General features: G+C 73.4%; 19 protein-coding genes. 10 read left to right on the forward strand and 9 right to left on the reverse strand.

Annotation, left to right across the window (positions count from 1 at the left end; genetic code table 11):
- Positions 1 to 25 precede the first annotated feature (25 nt).
- The gene (locus ABEA87_RS38820; RefSeq protein ID WP_345638405.1) at positions 26 to 2749 is read right to left on the reverse strand and encodes a Xaa-Pro dipeptidyl-peptidase; all 2724 of its coding nucleotides are present in this window, start codon (positions 2747 to 2749) and stop codon (positions 26 to 28) included.
- A 180-nt stretch (positions 2750 to 2929) separates the two neighbouring features.
- Here ABEA87_RS38820 and ABEA87_RS38825 point away from each other — a divergent pair, with 180 nt between their 5' ends.
- The gene (locus ABEA87_RS38825; RefSeq protein WP_345638406.1) at positions 2930 to 3121 is read left to right on the forward strand and encodes a hypothetical protein; all 192 of its coding nucleotides are present in this window, start codon (positions 2930 to 2932) and stop codon (positions 3119 to 3121) included.
- Positions 3122 to 3207: 86 nt separating this feature from the next.
- Here ABEA87_RS38825 and ABEA87_RS38830 read toward each other — a convergent pair whose 3' ends face one another.
- Complete coding sequence (locus ABEA87_RS38830) at positions 3208 to 3930, reverse strand: class I SAM-dependent methyltransferase (protein ID WP_345638408.1); 723 nt, start codon at positions 3928 to 3930, stop codon at positions 3208 to 3210.
- A gap of 85 nt (positions 3931 to 4015) precedes the next feature.
- Positions 4016 to 4882: a helix-turn-helix domain-containing protein gene (locus tag ABEA87_RS38835; protein WP_345638411.1), complete on the reverse strand. Its 867-nt coding sequence runs from the start codon at positions 4880 to 4882 to the stop codon at positions 4016 to 4018.
- Between the two features lie 157 nt (positions 4883 to 5039).
- Between ABEA87_RS38835 and ABEA87_RS38840 the strand changes: the two genes are divergently transcribed.
- The 4 genes from ABEA87_RS38840 (at position 5040) to ABEA87_RS38855 (ending at position 9278) form a co-directional block, all read left to right on the forward strand.
- Positions 5040 to 6119: an aldo/keto reductase gene (locus tag ABEA87_RS38840; protein ID WP_345638413.1), complete on the forward strand. Its 1080-nt coding sequence runs from the start codon at positions 5040 to 5042 to the stop codon at positions 6117 to 6119.
- A 124-nt stretch (positions 6120 to 6243) separates the two neighbouring features.
- A complete protein-coding gene (locus tag ABEA87_RS38845) occupies positions 6244 to 6525 on the forward strand; it encodes a metal-sensitive transcriptional regulator (RefSeq protein WP_345638415.1) in 282 nt (93 codons plus the stop codon).
- A gap of 179 nt (positions 6526 to 6704) precedes the next feature.
- Positions 6705 to 6914, forward strand: coding sequence for a heavy-metal-associated domain-containing protein (locus ABEA87_RS38850; RefSeq protein WP_345638418.1), 210 nt, complete (start codon positions 6705 to 6707; stop codon positions 6912 to 6914).
- A gap of 9 nt (positions 6915 to 6923) precedes the next feature.
- A complete protein-coding gene (locus ABEA87_RS38855) occupies positions 6924 to 9278 on the forward strand; it encodes a heavy metal translocating P-type ATPase (protein WP_345638420.1) in 2355 nt (784 codons plus the stop codon).
- 83 nt (positions 9279 to 9361) lie between these two features.
- Here the strand turns inward: ABEA87_RS38855 and ABEA87_RS38860 are convergent, their stop codons facing one another.
- Together ABEA87_RS38860 and ABEA87_RS38865 are read right to left on the reverse strand one after the other, a co-directional pair.
- A complete protein-coding gene (locus ABEA87_RS38860; protein WP_345638422.1) occupies positions 9362 to 10006 on the reverse strand; it encodes a hypothetical protein in 645 nt (214 codons plus the stop codon).
- A gap of 121 nt (positions 10007 to 10127) precedes the next feature.
- A complete protein-coding gene (locus ABEA87_RS38865) occupies positions 10128 to 10910 on the reverse strand; it encodes a sulfite exporter TauE/SafE family protein (protein ID WP_345638424.1) in 783 nt (260 codons plus the stop codon).
- A 145-nt stretch (positions 10911 to 11055) separates the two neighbouring features.
- On the opposite strand from ABEA87_RS38865, the gene ABEA87_RS38870 reads away from it, so the two are divergent.
- A complete protein-coding gene (locus ABEA87_RS38870; protein ID WP_345638426.1) occupies positions 11056 to 11346 on the forward strand; it encodes an acylphosphatase in 291 nt (96 codons plus the stop codon).
- 38 nt (positions 11347 to 11384) lie between these two features.
- Here the strand turns inward: ABEA87_RS38870 and ABEA87_RS38875 are convergent, their stop codons facing one another.
- Positions 11385 to 11936 (reverse strand): TetR/AcrR family transcriptional regulator, encoded by a 552-nt coding sequence (locus ABEA87_RS38875; RefSeq protein ID WP_345638428.1) that lies wholly within the window; start codon positions 11934 to 11936, stop codon positions 11385 to 11387.
- Positions 11937 to 12211: 275 nt separating this feature from the next.
- Positions 12212 to 13246 carry an Lrp/AsnC family transcriptional regulator gene (locus ABEA87_RS38880; RefSeq protein ID WP_345638430.1) on the reverse strand — a complete coding sequence of 345 codons (1035 nt, stop codon included), beginning with the start codon at positions 13244 to 13246 and terminating at the stop codon, positions 12212 to 12214.
- A gap of 95 nt (positions 13247 to 13341) precedes the next feature.
- On the opposite strand from ABEA87_RS38880, the gene ABEA87_RS38885 reads away from it, so the two are divergent.
- Positions 13342 to 14955, forward strand: a complete 1614-nt coding sequence (locus ABEA87_RS38885; RefSeq protein ID WP_345638432.1) for an MFS transporter — start codon at positions 13342 to 13344, stop codon at positions 14953 to 14955.
- 218 nt (positions 14956 to 15173) lie between these two features.
- On the opposite strand, the gene ABEA87_RS38890 is transcribed toward ABEA87_RS38885, so the two are convergent.
- On the reverse strand, positions 15174 to 16091 hold the full coding sequence (locus ABEA87_RS38890; RefSeq protein WP_345638433.1) for a helix-turn-helix domain-containing protein: 918 nt from the start codon (positions 16089 to 16091) through the stop codon (positions 15174 to 15176).
- 195 nt (positions 16092 to 16286) lie between these two features.
- On the opposite strand from ABEA87_RS38890, the gene ABEA87_RS38895 reads away from it, so the two are divergent.
- Positions 16287 to 17828 carry an MFS transporter gene (locus tag ABEA87_RS38895; RefSeq protein ID WP_345638435.1) on the forward strand — a complete coding sequence of 514 codons (1542 nt, stop codon included), beginning with the start codon at positions 16287 to 16289 and terminating at the stop codon, positions 17826 to 17828.
- Here ABEA87_RS38895 and ABEA87_RS38900 read toward each other — a convergent pair.
- Positions 17791 to 18432 carry a VC0807 family protein gene (locus ABEA87_RS38900; protein ID WP_345638437.1) on the reverse strand — a complete coding sequence of 214 codons (642 nt, stop codon included), beginning with the start codon at positions 18430 to 18432 and terminating at the stop codon, positions 17791 to 17793. The genes ABEA87_RS38895 and ABEA87_RS38900 overlap by 38 nt on opposite strands.
- A 179-nt stretch (positions 18433 to 18611) precedes the next feature.
- On the opposite strand from ABEA87_RS38900, the gene ABEA87_RS38905 reads away from it, so the two are divergent.
- Both ABEA87_RS38905 and ABEA87_RS38910 read left to right on the forward strand, forming a co-directional pair.
- Positions 18612 to 19895: a sensor histidine kinase gene (locus tag ABEA87_RS38905; protein ID WP_345638439.1), complete on the forward strand. Its 1284-nt coding sequence runs from the start codon at positions 18612 to 18614 to the stop codon at positions 19893 to 19895.
- A complete protein-coding gene (locus ABEA87_RS38910) occupies positions 19859 to 20509 on the forward strand; it encodes a response regulator transcription factor (RefSeq protein ID WP_345638440.1) in 651 nt (216 codons plus the stop codon). The genes ABEA87_RS38905 and ABEA87_RS38910 overlap by 37 nt, the downstream gene beginning before the upstream one ends.
- Positions 20510 to 20524: the final 15 nt, after the last annotated feature.

The following is a 20524-nucleotide window of genomic DNA, read 5'->3' on the forward strand; positions in this document are numbered from 1 at the left end:
CGGGTCCTTCCGATCACATACAACGTCAGCAGCTGAGTTCGGCGTCGAGGCGCGGGGTCCGCGCGTCGAGCGTCGCGCGTTGTTGCGTGGTCAGCTGGGTGCGGGCGACCGTGTGGAGCAGCGTCTGGAGACTGGCGCAGGCGGCCGGTGCCCTACCGGTCACCAGCCCGGCCACCGTCCACGCACGGTTGGTCAGGTCCGCGGTCACGCCCTGGTCGAGCCCGAATCCTTCGATCGTCTCGGCGAACTCCATCAGATCGACCTGGGCCGCGGCCGGCGTGGCGGTCAGGTAGGTCTCGTCCGGCAGGTAGACGGTCTTGCCGCCCGGGTCCGAGCACCCCAACTGCGTGCCGACCTGGCTCACCGACATGAGCCGCTGCGCCTGGTCGAGCGTCACCGTCGCGTTCGGACTCCCGGCGAGGTCGAACACCTGGCCCTGGAAGTCGCTCAGCGCGGTGCAGGCGGCCGGCGTGCCGACCTTCCGCGACGCGTCGATCAGCGCCAGCCGCAGCTGGTTGGCCACCGTGACGGGCAGGCCCATCCGGTCGACGGACACCCGCGCCGCGTCGACCTGCGCGGCGGGCGATCCCGCACCGATGGCCGCCGCGAGGGCCGCGGCGCCGCCCACCACCGGCAACTGCACGGTGCTGCGCGCGAGGTCCATCGTCAGCTGCGTCCCGGGCGCCGGACGGATCGTGTGCTCGTTGTCGCTGGAGAGGATCATGATCCCGATCCGGTGCCCGGCGAGGATCACCGCGTCCTTGGCCTGCAGATCGAAGTGCATCCGGTGGTACTGGCCGGGAGTGATCGCTTCGGTCGTCGCCGGCGAGTCACGGTTCTCCGGGTCGAGCCAGCCGCGCGACAGGATCGTCGGGCTGCCCGTCGGCGGGTAGTCGACCAGCACGCCGGTCAGGTTCGCCTTGGGCTTGCTGAACGACATCCACAGCGACAGCCAGGGCGTGCCGCTGAGGCGCACGTTCTGGGTGAGGGCCGGCGTCTGGTAGAGCAGCCGCACGTTCGACGAGGCGGCGTTCATCGAGGTGGTAGCGGTAACCATCGCGTTGTCGGTCAGCGTCTCGGTCGTGCCGCTGCCGGGCTGGAAGGTCAGCCCACCGATCGCCGGGGCACCCGCGGTGAAGTCGAGCGTCGCGGGGGCCGCGGTCGGGTCGGGCCACTCGGCGTACGGCGTCGGATTGGCGCTGCCGCAGGCCAGGCTGACCGACGCGCCGTCGGCGACCCGCTGCCCGGCGGCGGTGGCCACCGCCGAGGCGAGCACGATGTGCCGCGAGTCCGGGATCTTGCTGATCAGCCGCGTGGTGGTGGTCACCGTGCCGTTCGAGGCGGTGATGGGGATCGTCGCGGTGAGGCCCAGCGTCAGCTGCCCCGAGTCCGCCACCGTCAGCGTCGCGGTGTTCGACTGGTCGCCGACCACTGGGGTCTGCCGCGGCGGGCACGCGTTGGCCTCCCGCACCACGTACGACTTGGGCAGCTTCTCGACCCCGTTCTGGACCCCGTACAGGTAGCGGGTGAACCAGCGGTTGACCATGACGTCCGGCGGCGACCCGCCGTGCCCGCCCTGGTGGAAGTAGAACTCGTGCGGCACGCCCAGCTGCTTGATCGCGTCGTAGAACTCGGCCGCTTGCCTGGTCATCACGTTGTTGTCGTTGTCGCCGTGCGCGAGCAGCACCGCGGCATGGATCTTGTCCACGTCGTTCATCAGGTTGCGGTCGTTCCAGAACGAGGTGTAGTCCCCGGACGCGCGGTCGATGTTGGCGGTGATGTCCTGGATCACCGGGCGGCAGACCGAGGGGTCCGGCTGCCAGCCGGTGGCCGCCGACCGGCGGGTGTTCACGACGTCGGCGAGCACGTCGGAGTCCTCACCCTGGAATCCGCCCGGCCCGCGGACCATGCCGTTGGTGCGGTAGTAGTCGTAGTAGCTCACCACCGGCGAGATCGGGACGATCGCGTCCAGACCCTCGACTCCGGTGGTGGCCGCGGCGATCGGCAGGGTGCCGTTGTAGGACGTCCCCATCATGCCGACCTTCCCGGTGGTCCAGTCCGGGTCGGGAACGGTGGTGTTGCCGTCCACGCTCGTGTACGCGGTGGCCCGGCCGTTCAGCCAGTCGATCACCGCTTTCACACCCAGCGTCTCGTTGCTCGCGCCGTCGGTCGCGCAGCCGGTCGACCAACCGGTACCGAGGGAGTCGGCGTGTACCACGGCAAACCCGCGGGGCAGCCAGGCCGTGTTGAAGTCGTTGCTGATGATCGGGCTGGTGTTGCGGATCATGAACGGCATCTGGGCGGGCCGGGTAGCGGGCGGGTCACCGATCTCGTGGTCGACGCTCCAGTTCGCGTTCGGGCCGAGGTTCGCGAAGTACGGGCTGGCCTCGAAGATCACCGGCGCCTTGTAGCCACAGGACGGGTTGGCCGTCTCGGCGGGCCGGGTGATGTCGATGTGGACACGGTCGGGAATGCCGTCCCGGTCGCTGTCCACGCCGGGCACCTGCACCCAGGCCTCGCCGCGCACCCAGGTAGTGGAGTCCGCGGAGAAGACGTTCTGCGCCAACCCATCGGCGAACGTGGGCGTCGCGCACGCACCCGGCGCGTCGGCCGACGGCGAAGCGTCGCTCGCCGACGCGGCCTGGGCCACCTGCGCGGTGCCGGCCACCGCCACGAGTACCGCCACCGCCGGCACGACCAGCAGCCGTGCCCGCTTCCAGGTCCGTAGGAATGAGTATCTTCGCGCCATGCGCACGGTCCCCGCACCCCCCGCTCGGTGGAGATAACTTGATCGCATTCTGGCCGCCGTCGTACCGAGGCCGGAACCGACGACTGTCGAATCTCTTCATCGACGTATGCGACAGCCTCATGAACGGGGTCACCGACGCTGGCGCTGGCGCGCACCCTGTCACAGGCCCTGCGGCTGCCGGTGTTCAGCAAGGACACCATCAAGGAGACCCACGCGGACGTGCTGGGCAGCGCCCCGCCGCCCGGTTGGACCCAGCGGCGCTGGAACGCCGCCCTCGGCGCCGCGGCCAGCGAGACGATGTGGGCCCTGCTGGCCGCCACGCCGGTGTCGACGGCTTGGGTGGTATCCAGCCGGAGCAGCGGCCCGAGGTGAAGAGGTTGCGCGGTCACCGCCCTGGTCGCCTGGGTTGCCCAGCAGGGCATCGAACCGGCCGGGTCCACCGACGCGATGAGCGAGCATCAGTAAGCGTCTGCCGGCTTGCGCGCCAGCACGAGCCCGTACCGTGGGCTGCCGTTGGCCAGCTGACCCAGGGCCGTCAAGCCGACGACGTCCACCGAGAAGCCGGCCGCCGTCAGGTCGTCGCGGATCGCGGACAGCGGGGTGATCCGGTAGTACATGACGAACGGCGGGCGCCGCACGACGTTGCGGACCCGCATGGCCAGGTCGAAGCCGAGCGTGGTCCAGTGCGCGAGCGAGGTCAGGGGCGGCGGCGCGCCGAGCGGGAAGGCGAACAGCCCGTCGGGCCGCAGCGCGCGGTACACCCCCTCGAAGAGTGCCGGCCTCTCGGCCGGCAGGAAATGCCCGAGGGCCCCGAAGGTGACCGCGAGGTCGAAGTCCTCGACGAAGGCGAGGGCCCGGGCGTCGGCCCGCACCCATGCGGCCTCCGGGTGCGCGTCACGCGCCCGCGCGAGCATGCCGGCGCTGAAGTCGACACCCGTGACCCGTCCCTCGCACAGCGGCCCGAGGACCAGCATGCCCGCGCCGGTGCCGCAGCACACGTCCAGTCCCTCGCCGAACGGCCCGAGTTCGGACAGCGCCTCGGTGGTCGCGGCCAGAATGCTCTGCGGGGTACGGAACGGGGTGTGGTCGAATTTCGGCGCCAGCAGGTCGTAGCCGCGCTCGACCGAGGACAGCGCCTGGACGCACAGCTCACGCAGGGACGGGCCTTGGGGCGAGAACACCGCCCGAGGGTACCCGCCGCACAGCGGCATCGCGGGCGGAACCGCTCGGAACCCGGACAACCTAGTGCCACCGAGTCCGGCGCGCTCAGGCGAGGGCGGCGGGTGCGGCGGCAGGTGTGGTGAGTTCGTCCAGCGCCACCTGCGAGGCGGTGTCCGCCGCGCGGTACACGACCAGGCGGTGGCCGGTCTCCCCCAGCGGTACCAGCACCTCGTAGTCGAGGGCGAGCGGCCCCGCAACGGGATGGCGCACCCGCTTGCGGCCCCGGGCGTTGACCCGCACGTCGCGCCGCTCCCACAGGCGTGCGAACTCCTCGCTGCGGGAGGCGAGCTCCGCGACCAGTCGGGGCAGTTCCTCGTCGTCGGGGTACGCCGCCCACGCCGCGCGTAGGTCGGCGATACCTTCCCGGATGATCCGTTCCCGGTCGACGTAGAAGTCGACCATCGGCGGGTGCAGCAGGCACAGCCACAGCGTGTTGCGCCGCCGCGCGGGAAGCTCGTCGAGGCCGAGCATGAGCGCGGACATCTCGGGATTCCACGCGACGATGTCGAACCGGTGATTGATCAGCATGGCCGGCAACGGCGACAGTCCGCGTACCAGCGCGTCGAGCATGCCCGGTACGGCGGTGTCCCGTCGCCCGGCGGCGGGTCGCCGCTGGGTCAGGTCGAACAGGTAGACCCGCTCGTCGTCGGACAGCCGTAGCGCCCGGGACAACGCGTCCAGCACGTCCGTCGAGGGGCGCAGGCCGCGTCCCTGCTCGAGGCGGGTCACGTAGTCGACGCTGACGCCGGCCAGCTCGGCGACCTCCTCGCGGCGCAGGCCGGGGGTGCGCCGCGCCCGGCGCCGCCCGGGCACCATGACCTCGCCGGGCGACAGCCGCTCCCGGCGGCTGCGCAGGAAGGCGCCCAGCTCCTGGGTCGCGTTCACATCCCCGGCGAGTGCGTTGCTGGTCATCTGGTTGAGCCTATTCGCCAAGGGTGGGACGGCCAATCCCAGGATGCCGTTTCCCTTACCCACGCCGCCCGGCCGTCGCACCCTTGATCGCGGTCCGGCCGGCAGCGGTGCCGGACCCGCCGGAGACTCATCCGCTGTGCGAGCTGAGGAGAGCATTGTGGCACGGTTCACTTCCCTGGACACCTATCGGCTGCTGGGCCGGTCGGGGCTTCGGGTCTCGCCCATGTCGCTGGGCACCATGACGTTCGGCTCAGACTGGGGCTGGGGCGCGGACCGGGGCGAGGCGCGGCGCATCTTCGACGCGTACGTCGAGGCGGGCGGCAACTTCATCGACACGGCCAACGAGTACACGAACGGGACGGCCGAGCGGTTCCTCGGCGAGTTCGCCGGGGACCGGCGGGAGAGCCTGGTCATCGCCACGAAGTACACGGTCACGCGGCGCGCTGGCGACCCGAACGCCGGCGGCAACCACCGCAAGAGCATGGTCGCCTCGGTCGAGGCGAGCCTGCGGCGGTTGAACAGCGACTACATCGACCTGCTCTACCTGCACTCGTGGGACGGCACCACCCCGGTCGAGGAGGTGCTGCGGGCCATGGACGACCTGGTCCGCGCCGGCAAGGTGCTCTACGTCGGCATCTCCGACACGCCGGCCTGGCAGGTGTCGCGGATGCAGGCCATCGCCGACCTGCGCGGCTGGTCGCCGCTGATCGCGCTGCAGATCGAGTACAGCCTGATCGAGCGCACCGTCGAGCGCGACCTCATCCCCATGGCCCGGGAGATGGGCCTGGGCGTCATCCCCTGGTCACCGCTTGCCAGCGGGGTGCTGACCGGCAAGTACAGCCACGCCGACCTGGACCACGGCGGCGGCTCGGCCTCGGCCGAGGGCAGCCGCAGGAACGTCGCGGCGGCCAACGGCTCCCTGACCGAGCGCGGGCTGGCCATCGCGGACGTCGTCAAGGAGGTGGCGACCGAGGTGGGTGCGACGCCGTCGCAGGTCGCGATCGCCTGGACGCTGCTCAACCCGGGGGTCGCCGCACCGATCCTCGGGGTGCGGACACTGGCCCAGCTTGAGGACAACCTGGGCGCGCTGCGCCTGGACCTGGGCGACGATCAGGTGGCCCGGCTGGATCGGGCCAGCGCGATCGAACTCGGCTTCCCGCACGAGTTCCTGGCCCGGCCGCTGACTCGCAACGTCACGACCGGCGGCGTGACCATCGAGGCGGCGGGCCGGCGGTAACCGCCACGCGGCGGGCGACGTACCGGGAGAAGGCCCGTGCCGGATGGTGGCGCGGGCCACGCTTCACTCTGGTACCCTAGGGGGGTATGGTAGCTGTGACACGGCGGCGGAACGGGAGACGGCGATGGTGAGCTACAGCAACAACAAACAGGACTACCTGGCCCGGCTGCGCCGCATCGAGGGCCAGATCCGCGGCCTGCAGCGCATGGTCGAGGAGGACAAGTACTGCATCGACGTGCTGACCCAGGTGTCGGCCGCGACCAAGGCGCTGCAGTCGTTCTCCCTGTCCCTGTTGGAGGAGCACCTGGCCACCTGCGTCGTCGACGCCGCCCGGCAGGGCGGCGAACAGGCCGACATCAAGGTCAAAGAGGCCAGCGACGCGATCGCGCGCCTGGTCCGTTCCTGACCGCGCGGCCCTGCCGGATCGCGCCCGTTCCAGCCGAGTTGAGCGGCCCAGCCGCGCCGCCGAGCCGAGCCGAGCCGCCCAGCCGCGCCGCCCAGCCGCGCCGCCCAGCCCGACCGCAACGCCCGTCCCGGCGGCACCGGCCGCCCGGACCGCACCACCGCACGTTCGAGGAGGAACCGTTGAGCACCACCACCACGTACCAGGTCTCCGGCATGACCTGCGAGCACTGCGTGCGCGCGGTCACCGAGGAGGTCGCCGCGCTGCCCGGCGTCGAGAGTGTCGCCGTGGACCTGCCCACCGGGGCGGTGAGTGTCACCAGCGCGGCGTCGCTCAACCCCGACGCGGTGCGCGCGGCGATCGACGAGGCCGGCTACGAGCTGGTCAGCTAGGCGGCCGTCATGAGCACGGAGACCACGGCACCGGCGCCGGTCAGCCACGCGCGGATCGAGTTGGAGATCGGCGGGATGACGTGCGCGTCCTGCGCCGCCCGGGTGGAGAAGAAGCTCAACCGCCTGGCCGGGGTCAGCGCGACCGTCAACTACGCCACCGAGAAGGCGTCCGTCAGCTACCCGGCCGAGTTGCGCCCGGCCGACCTCATCGCCACGGTGGAGAAGACCGGATACGCCGCCTGGGTGCCCGCGCCCGCCGGCACCGCCGACTCCCCCTCCTCCGCCCGGGGCGGCGCCGGGGGCGACGGCGACGCCGGACCGCTGGCGGCGCTGCGCACCCGGCTGCTGGTCAGCGCCGCGCTCGCGATACCGGTGATCGTCCTGGCGATGGTCTCGCCGCTACAGTTCCGCGACTGGCAGTGGTTGTCGGCCATGCTGGCCGCCCCGGTCGTGGTCTACGGCGGGTGGCCGTTCCACCGGGCGGCGTGGACCAACCTGCGGCACGGCGCGGCCACCATGGACACCCTGGTCTCGGTCGGCACGCTGGCCGCCTTCGGCGCTTCGATGGTCGCGCTGTTCTTCGGCAACGCCGGCCGCCCGGACCTGCGCGAGCCGTTCTCCCTCACGGTCGACCGGATGTCCGGAATGTCCTCGGTGTACCTGGAGGTGGCCGCCGGCGTCACCGTGTTCATCCTGGCCGGCCGGTACTTCGAGGCGCGCGCCAAGCGCCGGGCCGGTGCCGCCCTTCGGGCGCTGCTGGAGCTGGGCGCCAAAGACGTCGCCGTGCTGCGCGGCGACCGGGAGGAGCGTGTCCCGGCCGAGCTGCTGGCGGTCGGCGACCGGTTCGTGGTGCGCCCCGGGGAGAAGATCGCCACCGACGGGGTGGTCGAGGACGGCACGTCGGCGGTCGACGCGAGCATGTTGACCGGCGAGCCGGTGCCGGTGGAGGTCTCCCCCGGCACCGCCGTGGCCGGCGCGACCGTCAACACCGGCGGCCGGCTGGTGGTCCGGGCCACCCGGGTCGGCGCGGACACCCAGCTGGCCCAGCTGACCCGCCTGGTCGAGGCGGCGCAGGCCGGCAAGGCGCCGGTGCAGCGGCTGGCCGACCGGATCTCGGCGGTGTTCGTACCCGTGGTCATCGCCTTGGCCCTGGCGACCCTGGCGGCCTGGCTGCTGCTCGGGCAGCCGCCAGCGGCGGCGCTCACCGCCGCGGTCGCCGTGCTGATCATCGCCTGCCCGTGCGCGCTCGGCCTGGCCACCCCCACCGCGCTGCTGGTCGGCACCGGGCGGGGCGCCCAGCTGGGCATCCTCATCCGCGGACCGGAGGTCCTCGAATCCACCCGCCGGGTCGACACCGTCGTACTGGACAAGACCGGCACCGTCACCACCGGACGCATGGCGCTGACCGGAATCGTGGTCGACGACGGCGGCGTTCCCGAGGCCGGCGTTCGTGAGGACGGCGTCGACGAGGACCGCGTTGGCGAGGACCGCGTTGGCGAGGACCGCGTTGACGAGGATGAGGCGCTGCGGCTGGCCGGCGCGCTGGAGAGCGCCTCGGAGCACCCCATCGCCGGAGCCATCGCGGCCGCCGCCGGCGCCCGGCTGGGCACCCTGCCCCCGGTCACCGGCTTCACCAGCCTGGCCGGGCTCGGCGTCACCGGCGTGATCGACGGCCGCGCGGTCGTGGTGGGGCGCCCCCAGCTGCTGACCGACCGCGGCCTGACGATGCCGAGGACGCTCGAGCGGGCACTGGCCGGGGCCGCCGGGCAGACGGTGGTCGCCGGCGGCTGGGACGGCCGGGTACGCGCGCTGTTCACCGTCGCCGACACGGTGAAGCAGACCAGCCCGGCGGCGATCGCCGCACTGCGCGGGCTGGGGCTGCGGCCCGTCCTGCTGACCGGTGACCGGGCCGCGGTGGCCCGCGCGGTGGCGGACGAGGTGGGCATCGACGAGGTGGTCGCCGAGGTGTTGCCGGCCGGCAAGGTCGAGGTCGTGGCGCGGCTGCAGGCCGAGGGCCGGGTGGTGGCCATGGTCGGCGACGGGGTCAACGACGCGGCGGCCCTCGCCCAGGCGGACCTGGGCCTGGCGATGGGTACCGGCACGGACGCGGCCATCGAGGCGGCGGAGCTGACCCTGGCACGCGGCGACCTGCGGTCAGCGGCCGACGCGATCCGGCTGTCCCGGGCCACCCTGCGCACCATCAAGGGCAACCTGTTCTGGGCCTTCGCCTACAACGTCGCCGGGCTGCCGCTGGCCGCGCTCGGCCTGCTCAACCCGATGATCGCCGGAGCCGCCATGGCCCTGAGTTCGGCGTTCGTGGTGAGCAACAGCCTGCGGCTGCGCCGGTTCACGCCGGCCGGCTGAGCCGGTCAGGCCAGCTGAGCCGGTGAGGCCAGCTGAGCCGGTCAGGCCACGCCTGGGCCGCCCGGGCCACGCGGTCGCGCGGATCAGCGCGTCGGGGCGCTGGCGACCTGTGCGATGTAGCGCTGCCGCAGTTGGGCCACCAGCTGCGGATGGGCGAAGGACCCGAAGGCCTGCGACTGGTACCGGGCCGGAATCAGCTGCCGGACCTGGGTGCGGTAGTCCAGCTGCGGTACCGGGAGCCGGACCGCGGGCGGGTTACCCAGGCCGATGGCGACCGGTCCGGCGCTCTTGGTCGCGTAGTCCCACGGCGTTCCGTCCTGCCCGATGACGCACAGGTGCAGCGCGTACACCCACCGGACCTGGGCGACGGTGGTGGCCGCCGGCGGGTCGACGCCGAACGGGTCGAGGGTGCACATCACCCGGCGGGGGCCGGCGTTGTCCTCGTCGTGCCCGAGGTGCTCGATCTGCGGCGACGACTCCAGCATCACCACCGCGCGCTGCGCCAGCGAAATCCGTAGCCGGTCGGGCAGCCCCCCGGAGCCCGACCCGTGAATCCACTGTGGATTCAGTACCAGCAGCGCGGCGGCCGGCAACGCCAGCGCCAGCAGCACCACCAGCAGGACGGGCCACCGCCGGAGCCTCTGGGCGGCCGGTGCGGTGGACGCGGATGTCGGCGCCGGCTCGGGTCGCGGCGCGATGTCGGGTGTCGGTTCGGCTGGCGGGCGCACGTTACCTCCGGCACGACCTGCGGGCACGCGTGTGAACGTGCGAGGATCGGGGACGCTCAACGCCAGCGCATCGATGCAACCACATGCCCCGGCCGGATGGCAACCGCCGGCCCGCGCCCGGTCAGCCGTGCAGCGCCAGGTACGGGGCCAGCGCCACGAGCACGGCGGCGAGCGTGTACTTGAGTTGCCGAGCGGGCACCGCGTGCGCGATCCGCCAGCCGATCAGCACCCCGGCCAGCTCGGGCACGCCGACCACCACGGCCAGCGGCCAGTCGATGGCGCCGTGCAGCAGGTACCCGACCGTGCCGACCGCCGCGATGACGACGGACTGGGCCTGCGCGGCGGCGAGCGCGGGCAGCACCGGCAGGCCGAAGATGACCAGCAGCGGCACGCTGAGCATCGGGCCGCCCAGGCCGAACAGGCCGGCGGCCACGGAGACGACCAACCCCACGGCGCCGATCAGCACCGGCGGCAGGCGTACGGTCCGGTCCGCGGCGGCCCGGTCGGCGGCGGGGGCGCGGCGCTCACGGACCCACACCAGCACGCCGGTGACGGCGACCACGGCCGCGAGCAGGAGCCCGAATCCCTCACCACCGACCAGCCCGTTGCACAGCACCCCGAGCGGCGTGCCCACCACCGCCGCCGCCGCGAGGATCGCCGCGATGCGCCGGGTCCCCGACTCGCGCAGCTGGCCGGAGCGGGTGTACGCGGCCGTGCCGAGGGCGCCGGTGGCCACGTGGGTCACGATGGCGGTGCCGGCCACCCCGGCGGGGGTCAGCCCGGTCAGCAGGAACATCCCGATGGTGGGTAGCACTCCGCCCGGCCCCACCGCGGTGATCCCGACTCCCCCGGCCAGGCCGATGAGCGCCAGCAGCCCCAGTGTGAGCGGGGAATGGGGGTCCATCGGCTCACCACCCGGTGCCAGACGACGTCGCTTCCTCCGGCCACCGTACCGAACCATCAGCCCCGGCGAATCCGTCAGCCCCGGCGAAGTTTGCCGGTGCGGCGGGTTGCCGGGCCGGGCCGCCGGCGGGCCGTACGCTGGCCCGGTGATCCGCACACGGGTACTGGTTGGCGGCCGGGTTCAGGGCGTCTCGTTCCGGGAGAGCTGCCGGGGGCTGGCGCAGCGCCACGGCGTGACGGGATGGGTGCGCAACCGGCCGGACGGCCGGGTCGAGGCGGTCTTCGAGGGGCCGGCCGACGACGTCCGTGACCTGGTCGAGTGGATGCGCCACGGCCCCGAGTCCGCCGTCGTCGAGGACATCGTCGTGCGCGACGAGCAGCCCGAGGGGCTCGACGGCTTCGTCATCGGCGCGACCTCCTCGGCAACCGGTCGCTGAGCGGGCAACGCCCGCGCCGCCGCAATCACACCATCGCGTCAGGCCATCGCCGGCTCGAGCAGGCGCTGGGCCAGGGCGCGGGCGTTGCGCGCCGGGCCCCCGTCGCCGAGCGCCTGCACGGAGGCGTACACGCCCTCCATGACCAGCGCCAGGTAGTCCGCGAGCTGCTCCGGATCGGTGACCGGAGTGGTCTCGGCGAAGTCCCTGACCAGCTCCCCGAAGCGCATCCGCAGCCAGCTCTTGTGCGCCACCGAGGCCCGGTGCGCCGGATGGTTGGCGTCCGGGAACTCGGCCAGTGCCATCAGGAACGGGCAGCCACGGCACTGCTCCGGGCCCACCTGCTCGGCGATCGCGTCGAAGACCGCGAGGATCTGGTCGCGCGGCACGTCTCCGCCCGAGCGTGCGGACGCGTCGAACCACTCCTGATAGAACGCCTTGGCGCGCTCGATGTACGCGGCGATCAGGTCGTCCTTCGACGCGAACAGCCGGTACAGCGTCGTCGGGGCTATCCCCGCCTCGGCGGCCACCCGGTCCACGCCGGTGGCCCGAATGCCGTGCCAGTAGAACAGCTCGTTCGCAACCTGAAGCACATGCTCACGAGTGTCCGCTCCAGCACGTCGCATATGCGACCCCTTCGACATTGACCTCTTTCCCACTGCCAGTGCGGGGCCTATAGTAGCCCGTTGTTAGGGGTCGTTCCCTAACAACAGGTGGGGTGGCCGCGTGAGCCGACGGGGCACTGGGGAGGCGCGACGTCACGGGGGTCGTCGATGCCGCACCCAGGTCGGCTCACGGCGGCTGGGCCCGCCCGACGGCAACCCGATAGCCGCCCGTTCCCGTAGCCACCGACCGGCCGAGCCGCCGATCAGCGCGCGGGAGCGCGGCGCGGCGCCGGGTGGGCGAGCCGATCGCCGTCCATCAGAGCGCCGGACTGCTTGAGCCGGTGCGACACCGGCGACACCTCCAACGCCACCACCCCGTCGATGACGCCCAGGTCGTTGGTGATCAGGTCGTACAGCGCGTCGAGGTCGCGGCAGACCACCGAGGCGAACAGGTTGGCGGCGCCGGTGACGGCGGCGATGAACTCGACCTCCGGCAGGGCGGCAAGCTGATCCCCCACCGCGGCCAACCGGTGCGGCACGACGGTCAGCCACAGATGGGCCGCGGTACCCAGGCCCAGCAGTCCGGTGGCGAGGTCGACGTCGAAGTACAGCGCGCCGCTGTCCCTCAGGGCGGCGAGCCGGCGGGCGGTGCGCCCCTCGCTTTGCCCACAGGCCCTGGCCAACTGAGCCAGGCTCGCCCGGCCGTCGCCGGCGAGCACCGCGAGCAGGGGTTCGTCGGCCGCGGTGAGCGTCGCCGGTTCGGAATCCTGGGAGACGGCCGGCCTCAGCGCGTCGACCTGCTGGGCGGACAGCACCTCCCCGATATTGATCAGTTTCGGTTCGCTGCGCGCCCGGAAGTGGTGCAGGATGACGTACGCCGCCATGCCGAGCACGGGAGCGGTCCGGGGCAGGCGCTGGGAGAGTAGGTCGTCGCGCTGCTCCCGGGTGCGCGAGCGCACCGAGCCGATGATCTCCGAACCGCCGGAGCTGACACTGACCCAGGCGACGTCGTCGCGCCTGGTCAGGGCGGCGGCCAGCCGCGCCGTACCGTCCGGCCGGACCTGCACCCGGATGACCCAGTCGCTCTGCCCGATGCGCCGCGGGTCGACCACACCGATCACCCGCACCACGCCATCGCCGCGCAGCCGCCGGTAGCGCCGCGCGACGGTCTGCTCCGAGACGCCCAGCACCTCCGCGGCACGACTGAACGAAATCCGTGGATCGATCTGCAGGGAGTGGATCAATTGCCTGTCGAGCAGGTCCACGACGGCGGATTTCGGCGCTGAGATGGGTGGCACCGGAGGAAGACTACGCGAACCCCGGTGTGGCTGGTCCCAGCCCGTACCCGCACCCGACACTGACGCCCGATAAGACCGAGAAAGGGAAGCACCAGATGCGTAAATGGGTGCCGTTGATCACGGTATGCCTGGGCACGTTCATGCTGCTCATCGACGTGACGATCGTGAACGTCGCGCTGCCGGACATGGCCCGGGACCTGTCCACGTCGTTCTCGGCCCTGCAGTGGGTGGTCGACGGGTACGCCCTGTCGCTGGCGGCGCTGCTGCTGGGCGCGGGCTCCATAGCGGACATGGTCGGGCACCGCCGGACGTACGTGGCCGGCCTGGCGCTGTTCGCCCTCGCGTCGCTGGTCTGCGGCGTGGCGCCGAACGCGGGCGCGCTGGTCGGCGCCCGGCTGGTACAGGGCGTCGGCGCCGCCGCCATGTTCGCGACGACGTTCGCCCTGCTCAACAGCTCGTACCAGGGTCGCGACCGGGGCACCGCGTACGGCCTGTGGGGTGCCGTCTCCGGCATCGCCACCGCTATCGGGCCGGTACTGGGCGGCCTGCTCACCGAGGGCATCTCCTGGCGCTGGATCTTCTTCGTCAACCTGCCGATCAGCGTCCTCGCCATCGTCATGTGCCTCCTGGCGCTGCGCGACGTCCACGCGCCGACCTCGGGAAGACTCGATCTCGGCGGCATGGTGACGTTCACCGCGTCCGCGGCGGCCATCACCTACGGGCTGATCCACGCCAGCGAGAACGGCTGGTCCTCGGCGGGCAGCTGGGGGTACCTGGTGGCGGGCGCCGCCCTGCTCGCCCTGTTCGTGCTCATCGAATCCCGTTCCGCGCACGCCATGCTCGACCTGGGGCTCATGCGCAACGGATCCTTCGTCGGCATCCTGGTGTGCGGGATGCTGATGAACTTCTCGGCCTTCGCGTACTTCACCTACACGTCCATCTGGATGCAGTCGGTGCTCGGGATGAGCCCCATCACCGCCGGCCTCACCGGCCTGCCGCTGTCCGTGGCCACGTTCGTGGTCTCCGCCGGATTCGGCCGGTTCCTGCACGGTGCGCGCCCCGGACCGGTCATCGGCTCCGGACTGGTGCTCATCGGGCTCGGCGGCCTCCTCGACGCGCTGCTGGTACACGGCGACGCGCGATGGACCGCCCTGCTGCCGGGCTTCCTGGTGGCCGGCGTCGGGCTGGGGCTGGTGCTTCCGGTATTGAGCTCCTCGGCGATGTCGGCGGTACCGCCGCAGCGCGGCGGCATGGCCGCCGGTGCCATGAACACCGCCCGCCAGCTCGGCTTCGCGTTCGGCATCGCGCTGCTCGGCAGCGTCTTCGCGGCCCGCGCGCAGCACTCGCTCGGCGCGCACGGCGTACCGGCGCCGGACGGCGTGGCGCGCGCCCTGGCCGGTGGGCAGGCCGGCGACGTGCTGCGCGCCCTGCCCGCCCCGGCGCGGGCCGCGACCGACCAGGCGCTACACCTGGCGGCGGTCTCGGGCCTGCGGGGCGCGTTCGTGGTCGCCGCCGTCCTCGGCGTGCTGGCCGGCCTGCTGGCCCTCGCCCTGATCCGGCCGCGCAGGCCCGACCCGGTGATCCTCGAGGACTCGACGGGCCGCCCCAAGGACCACCCCGCGGGCCACACCGGGCCCTCGGGGTCCGACGCCCGAACCGCCGCCGAGGGCGGCGAGTCGATCGGGCCCCAGCGCCTGCGCGTCGAGTAGCGGCATCCAGCCGGACGATCCGGCCGCGGCCCGCGAGGTCGCGGCCGGCGTCACTCCCCCTAAAGCTTCCTAGGACAATAGGTTGTCGGGCCCGGTCGTCGGCCGCCCCGTCGCGCACCGGTGAGGATCGCGGGCAATGGGGCTCGCGGACGGTCTGGGCTCGCGGACGGTCTGGGCTCGCGGACGGTTTGGGCTCGCGGACGGTTTGGGCTCGCGGATCAGGCGTGCGACCGCGCCGGTGCCGGGTGCGGGGCGGGCGGCCGGGCCGGGACGGCGGGCGGCGCGCAGTGGTCGGCCAGCAGCCGCAGCGCGGCGTGCGAGGACGTGCCGGGAGCCGCCGTGTACGTCAGGATCCGGTGCCCCGCGTCGTCGGGCACCTGCAGCATCTCGAATTCCAGCTGGAGGTCGCCGACCTCGGGGTGGTGGAACCGCTTGCTGCCGGACAGGCAGTTGTGCACCGGGTGCCTGGCCCACAGGGCGGCGAACGCGTCGCTGGCGAGGCTCAGCTGGCCCACCAGGTCGGCCAGTGCCCGGTCGTCGCGGTTGCGCCCGGCCACTAGGCGCAGCGAGGCCACGGCCCGGGCCGCCTCCTGGTCCCAGTCCGCGTACAGCTCGCGGGTATGCGGATCGAGGAACAGCATCCGGGTCAGGTTGGGCCGGTCGGCCGGGCGGGCCGGGGCGCCCGCGTCGACGTGACCGGCCAGCAGAGCGTGCCCGAGACGGTTCCAGGCCAGGACCTCGGTGCGGCGACCCATGACGACCGCGGGTACGTCAGCCATCGCGTCGATCAGCCGCACCGTGCCGGGGCGGGCGGCATCCGGCCGGGCCGGCCGGCGACGCCCGGTCCGCGCCGGCCGGGCCAGGTCGTGCAGGTGGGCGCGCTCGTCGTCGTCGAGGTTGAGCGCCCTGGCGATGGCGTCGATGATGCTCACCGACGCGTTGGCGCTCTGCCCCTGTTCGAGCCGGGCGTAGTACGTGGCGCTCACGCCGGCGAGCTGGGCCAGTTCCTCGCGCCGTAGCCCCGGCACGCGGCGGGCGCCGTAGGACACGATGCCGGCCTCGGCCGGGCTGCGCCGTGACCGCCGGTCGCGCAGGAACTCTCCGAGTGCTCCCTCGGCCGCCTGGCTTTCCGTCATGAGGCCATTGTGCCCACCCGAGCGGGCCCCCTGCCTCACCCTGCCAGTGCCAGGCAGCCCAGTGCCAGGCAGTCCGGTGCTCGGGAGTCCAGTGCTCGGCAGTCCGGTGCTCGGTGCGGCGGGGTGTGGCGCGGGTGCCGGATCGCTTCCAGGGTCGAGGCGGACGGAATCGACTACCCGAAAGGCACCGGCCCGATGACCGACCTCGACCAACCCACCGCGTCCATCGCAACCACCGCAGCCACCGCATCCGCCGAGGGGCCGGGCTCGGACCGGCGCCTCGGCGGCCGGCGGCTCCTGATCCTCGCCGTGCTGCTCACCGCCAGCTTCACCCTCGCCGTGGACTTCTCGATCCTCAACGTCGCCCTGCCCACTATCGGCGCCGATATCGGGTTCTCCCTCGGAGGCCTGCAGTGGATCGCCACCGCCTTCTCGCTGTGCGCCGCGGGGTTCACCCTGCTGTTCGGGCGGGTCGCCGACCTGTTCGGCCGGCGCCGGCTGTTCCTGGCCGGGATCGCTCTGCTCGGGGCCTCCTCCCTCGCCGGCGGCCTGGCCGGCGCGCCGTGGGTGCTGATCGCCGCCCGGGTGGCGCAGGGGTTGGCGACCGCCGCGGTGACCCCCGCCGCGCTGTCGCTGCTGACCACCTCGTTCCCCGAGGGCCCGGTGCGGGATCGGGCGCTCGGCCTCAACGGGGCGCTGATGGCGGCGGGCTTCACCACCGGCGCCGTCCTCGGCGGCGTGCTCACCGACCTGCTGAGCTGGCGTTGGGCGTTCTTCATCAACGTGGCGGTCGCGGTCGCGGTCCTCGCCGTGGCGCCGGCGGTGCTGTCCGAGAACCGGCCCGACCGCCGGCCCCGGCTGGACGTGCCCGGCGCGGTCACGGTCACGCTCGCCCTGCTGGCCGCCGTATACGGGCTGACCGAGGCCGGCCAGCGGTCCTGGGCGAGCCCCCGCTGCTGGGTGCCGCTGGGCGCCGCCGCGGTGGCGCTGGTGGGGTTCTGGGCCATCGAGCGGCGGGTACCGGAGCCGCTGGTACCGGTGCGGGTGCTGCGGCGCCGGACGGTTGCCTGGAGCAACCTGGCCGGAGCGCTGGCCTTCGCGACCGAGACGTCGGTGGTGTTCCTGCTGACGCTGTACCTGCAGGACGTGCTCGGGTACTCGCCGCTGCGGGCGGGCCTGTCCTTCGCGGTGCTGGGGGCGGGTACCGTCGTCGGCGGGCTCGCCGGCCCCCGGGTGATCGGCGCCATCGGCAGCCGGGGCGCCATGGTCGCCGGCTTCGCGATGCAGGCGGCGGCGACCGTGCCGCTGGTCTTCCTCGGCGACCGGTCCGGCGCGATCGTCGTGCTGCTGGCCGCCACCTTCGCCGGTGGCGTCGCCAATCTGGTGGCGATCGTCGGCTTCATGGTGACTGCGACCTCCGGCCTGCCCGACGCCGAGCAGGGGCTCGCCACCGGCCTCACCACCATGAGCCAGCAGGTCGGCATCACGATCGGCATCCCGGTCATGTCCGCCATCGCCACCGCCCGGATGTCCGCGGGCGGCGAGCCGTCGGCGCACGCGGTCACCAGTGGGGTCGGCGCCGCGCTGGCCGTCAACGCGGCGGTCTGCGTCGCCGTCGCGCTCCTGCTGGCGGCGGTGTTCAGGCCCTCCGCGCTCAGGCCCTCCGCGCTCAGGCCTTCCGCGCCCGGACGCTCCGCGCTCAGGCACTCCGCGCGCCGTGACCGCGCCGGGCGCTGACCCGGCGGCGGATGTGCCGGACCGTGAAGCCGATCAGCCCGCCGAGTACCACGACGTACTGCACGCCGGCGAGCGCGGGCACCAGGTCGGGGGCGAGCGTGTACGCCAGGATCACCTTGACCGCCCCGTCGAGGCCGAGCCCGGCGCCCCACACCGCGGTCAGCAGGGTCATGCCGTGACGGAACCCGGCATCGGCCGCCCAGTCGCGGTCCCAGTCCTCGCCCGGATCCTGGCCGAACGGCCGGGCCACCGTGAAGAACAGCGGCCGGCGCGCGGCCAGGGTGGCCAGGGCCACCAGTCCGACGGTGCCGGTGACCAACCCGTCCCGGGCCAGCGCGAGCCGCTGGCCGCCGCCGGCCAGGACGGCCACGGCCAGGACGCCCAGCACGACGACGGTCAGGCAGGCCAGTTGGTCCAGCTGGCGCCGGCGCGCGAAGGTGACCGCGGCGTTGACCAGCGGGATCGCGGCGGCCAGCAGGGTCGCCGCCAGCACGGTCGATCCCGCCGCCCGCAGGCCGTAGTAGGTGGCGACCGGCGCGGCCAGATCGAGCACGCCCGAGCGGATCAGGGCGGCGCGGAGGTTCTCGGGCTTGGTGGTGCTCATGTCGCACTCCGTTTCGTCGATGACGGGTGCCGACGCTAGGCAGCGGTGGGCCGGCCCGGTATCCGTGCCGGCCCACACCCGGTGGGTCTGGACCCACCGGTCGCCGGCGGTTGGAGGGATGGCCGGGCCGGGCCCGGGTCTGCGATGGTGAGCTGGTCCGACGACGGAAGGAGGCGCGGATGCCGGTGGTGCCGGGATCGCGGCGGATGGTTGCGCCGGTGCGCCGCCTGGTCGCCACGGCCCTGTGCCTGCGCATGGCCGGGCTGGCCCTGGCGGCGGCGCCGGTGTTCGCCCTCGCGGTGCTGGTCGGGGCGCTGACCGGCCCGACGCTGGGCCCGCCGACCGCCAGGGCCACGCGGTGGCTGCCGGACCTGGTGCGCCGCCTGTCCGCCCGGCCCGGTACGGCGACGATCGCGCGCCCGTACCGGACGGAGCCCGCCGGGGGTCGCGGCATGGCCGGCTACCGGGCCCGGGTGGCGTGGATGTGGACCGACCCGGCAACGTGGCGCGACCTCGCCTGGCTGGCGGCGGAGCCGGTGGTCGGAACGGTCCTGCTGCTGCCCGGCGTGGCGGTGCTGTTCGCCTGGATCGGGCTCCTGGTGCCCGGCGTCGAGGGCTGGGCGGGCCGGTTGTACGGCTTCGACGGCGCGCCGCTCGACGCGGCGAGCGCCGTCGCCGGGGCACTGCTGATCGTGCTGGGGGTGCTGCTCGCCCCGGCCGCGCTGGGCTGGCACGCCCGGTGGTGCGCGCGGCTGCTCGCGCCGACCGACGCGGCCCGCCTGCGGCTGGAGCGGGACCGGCTGGCCCGCCGGGTGGACCGGCTAAGCGCCTCCCGCGCGGACGCGACCGACTACCAGGCCACCGAGCTACGCCGCATCGAGCGGGATCTGCACGACGGCGCGCAGGCCCGGCTGGCCGCCGTGGCGATCACCCTCGGCGCGGCCGAACAGTTGCTGGACACCGACCCCGGACGCGCCCGCGAGCTGTACGGGCGGGCCAGGCAGTCCACCCAGACCGCCCTGGAGGAGCTGCGCGACCTGGTCAACGGCATCCACCCGCCGGTGCTGGCCGAGCGCGGGCTGGCCGATGCCCTCCGCAGCCTGGTCCTGGAGTCCGGCCTGCGCGTCACCGTGGTCGGCGACCTGCCCGGCCGGCCGCCGGACCCGGTCTGTTCGGCCGCCTACTTCACCACCTGCGAGCTGATCGCCAACGTCGCCAAGCACGCGGGCGGCGCCGAGGCGCGCGTCGAGATCGAGCACCGGGACGGCCAGCTGCGGCTGACGGTACGCGACGACGGGCCCGGCGGGGCCGATCCGGCCCGGGGCAACGGGCTGGCCGGCATCGGGCGGCGCCTGGGTACCTTCGACGGAACGCTGCGCCTGACCAGTCCGGCGGGCGGGCCGACCATCGCGGTGGTGGAGGTGCCATGCGAGTTGTCCTCGCCGAAGACCACGAACTGCTGAGGGACGCGCTGTCCCTGCTGCTGTCGGTGGCCGGGTTCGAGATCGCGGCCACCGTCACCGACGGCCGGGAGCTGCTGCCCACCCTGCTGCGCACGCGCCCCGACGTCGCCGTGGTGGACGTCCGGCTGCCGCCGACGCACACCGACGAGGGGCTGCGCGCCGCGATCGCCGCCCGCGAGCGGGTCCCCGGGATGCCGATCCTGGTGCTCTCCCAGCACGTGCAGCGGTTGTACGCCCGGCAGTTGCTGCGCGACGGCGCGGGTGGCGTCGGGTACCTGCTGAAGGACCGGGTGGCCGGCGGCGGCGAGCTGATCGACGCGCTGCACCGGCTGGCGGCCGGCGCGACCGTGATGGACCCGAAGGTCGTCGCCGGCCTGCTGAGCGCGCAGACCGCGCCCGGACCGCTGAACCGGCTGTCCGCGAGGGAGGCCGAGGTGCTCGCCGTGATGGCCGAGGGGCGGTCCAACACCGCGATCGCCGCCCGGCTGCGCCTGTCCGAGGGCGCGGTCAGCAAGTACACCACGAGCATCTTCGCCAAGCTCGGCATCCACGCGCACGACGACGACAACCGTAGGGTGCTGGCCGTGCTGGCCTACCTCGACGCGACCGGCTGAGGGGCGCACAGAGAC

It is taken from the genome of Rugosimonospora acidiphila, from assembly GCF_039543385.1.
Taxonomy (GTDB): domain Bacteria; phylum Actinomycetota; class Actinomycetes; order Mycobacteriales; family Micromonosporaceae; genus Rugosimonospora; species Rugosimonospora acidiphila.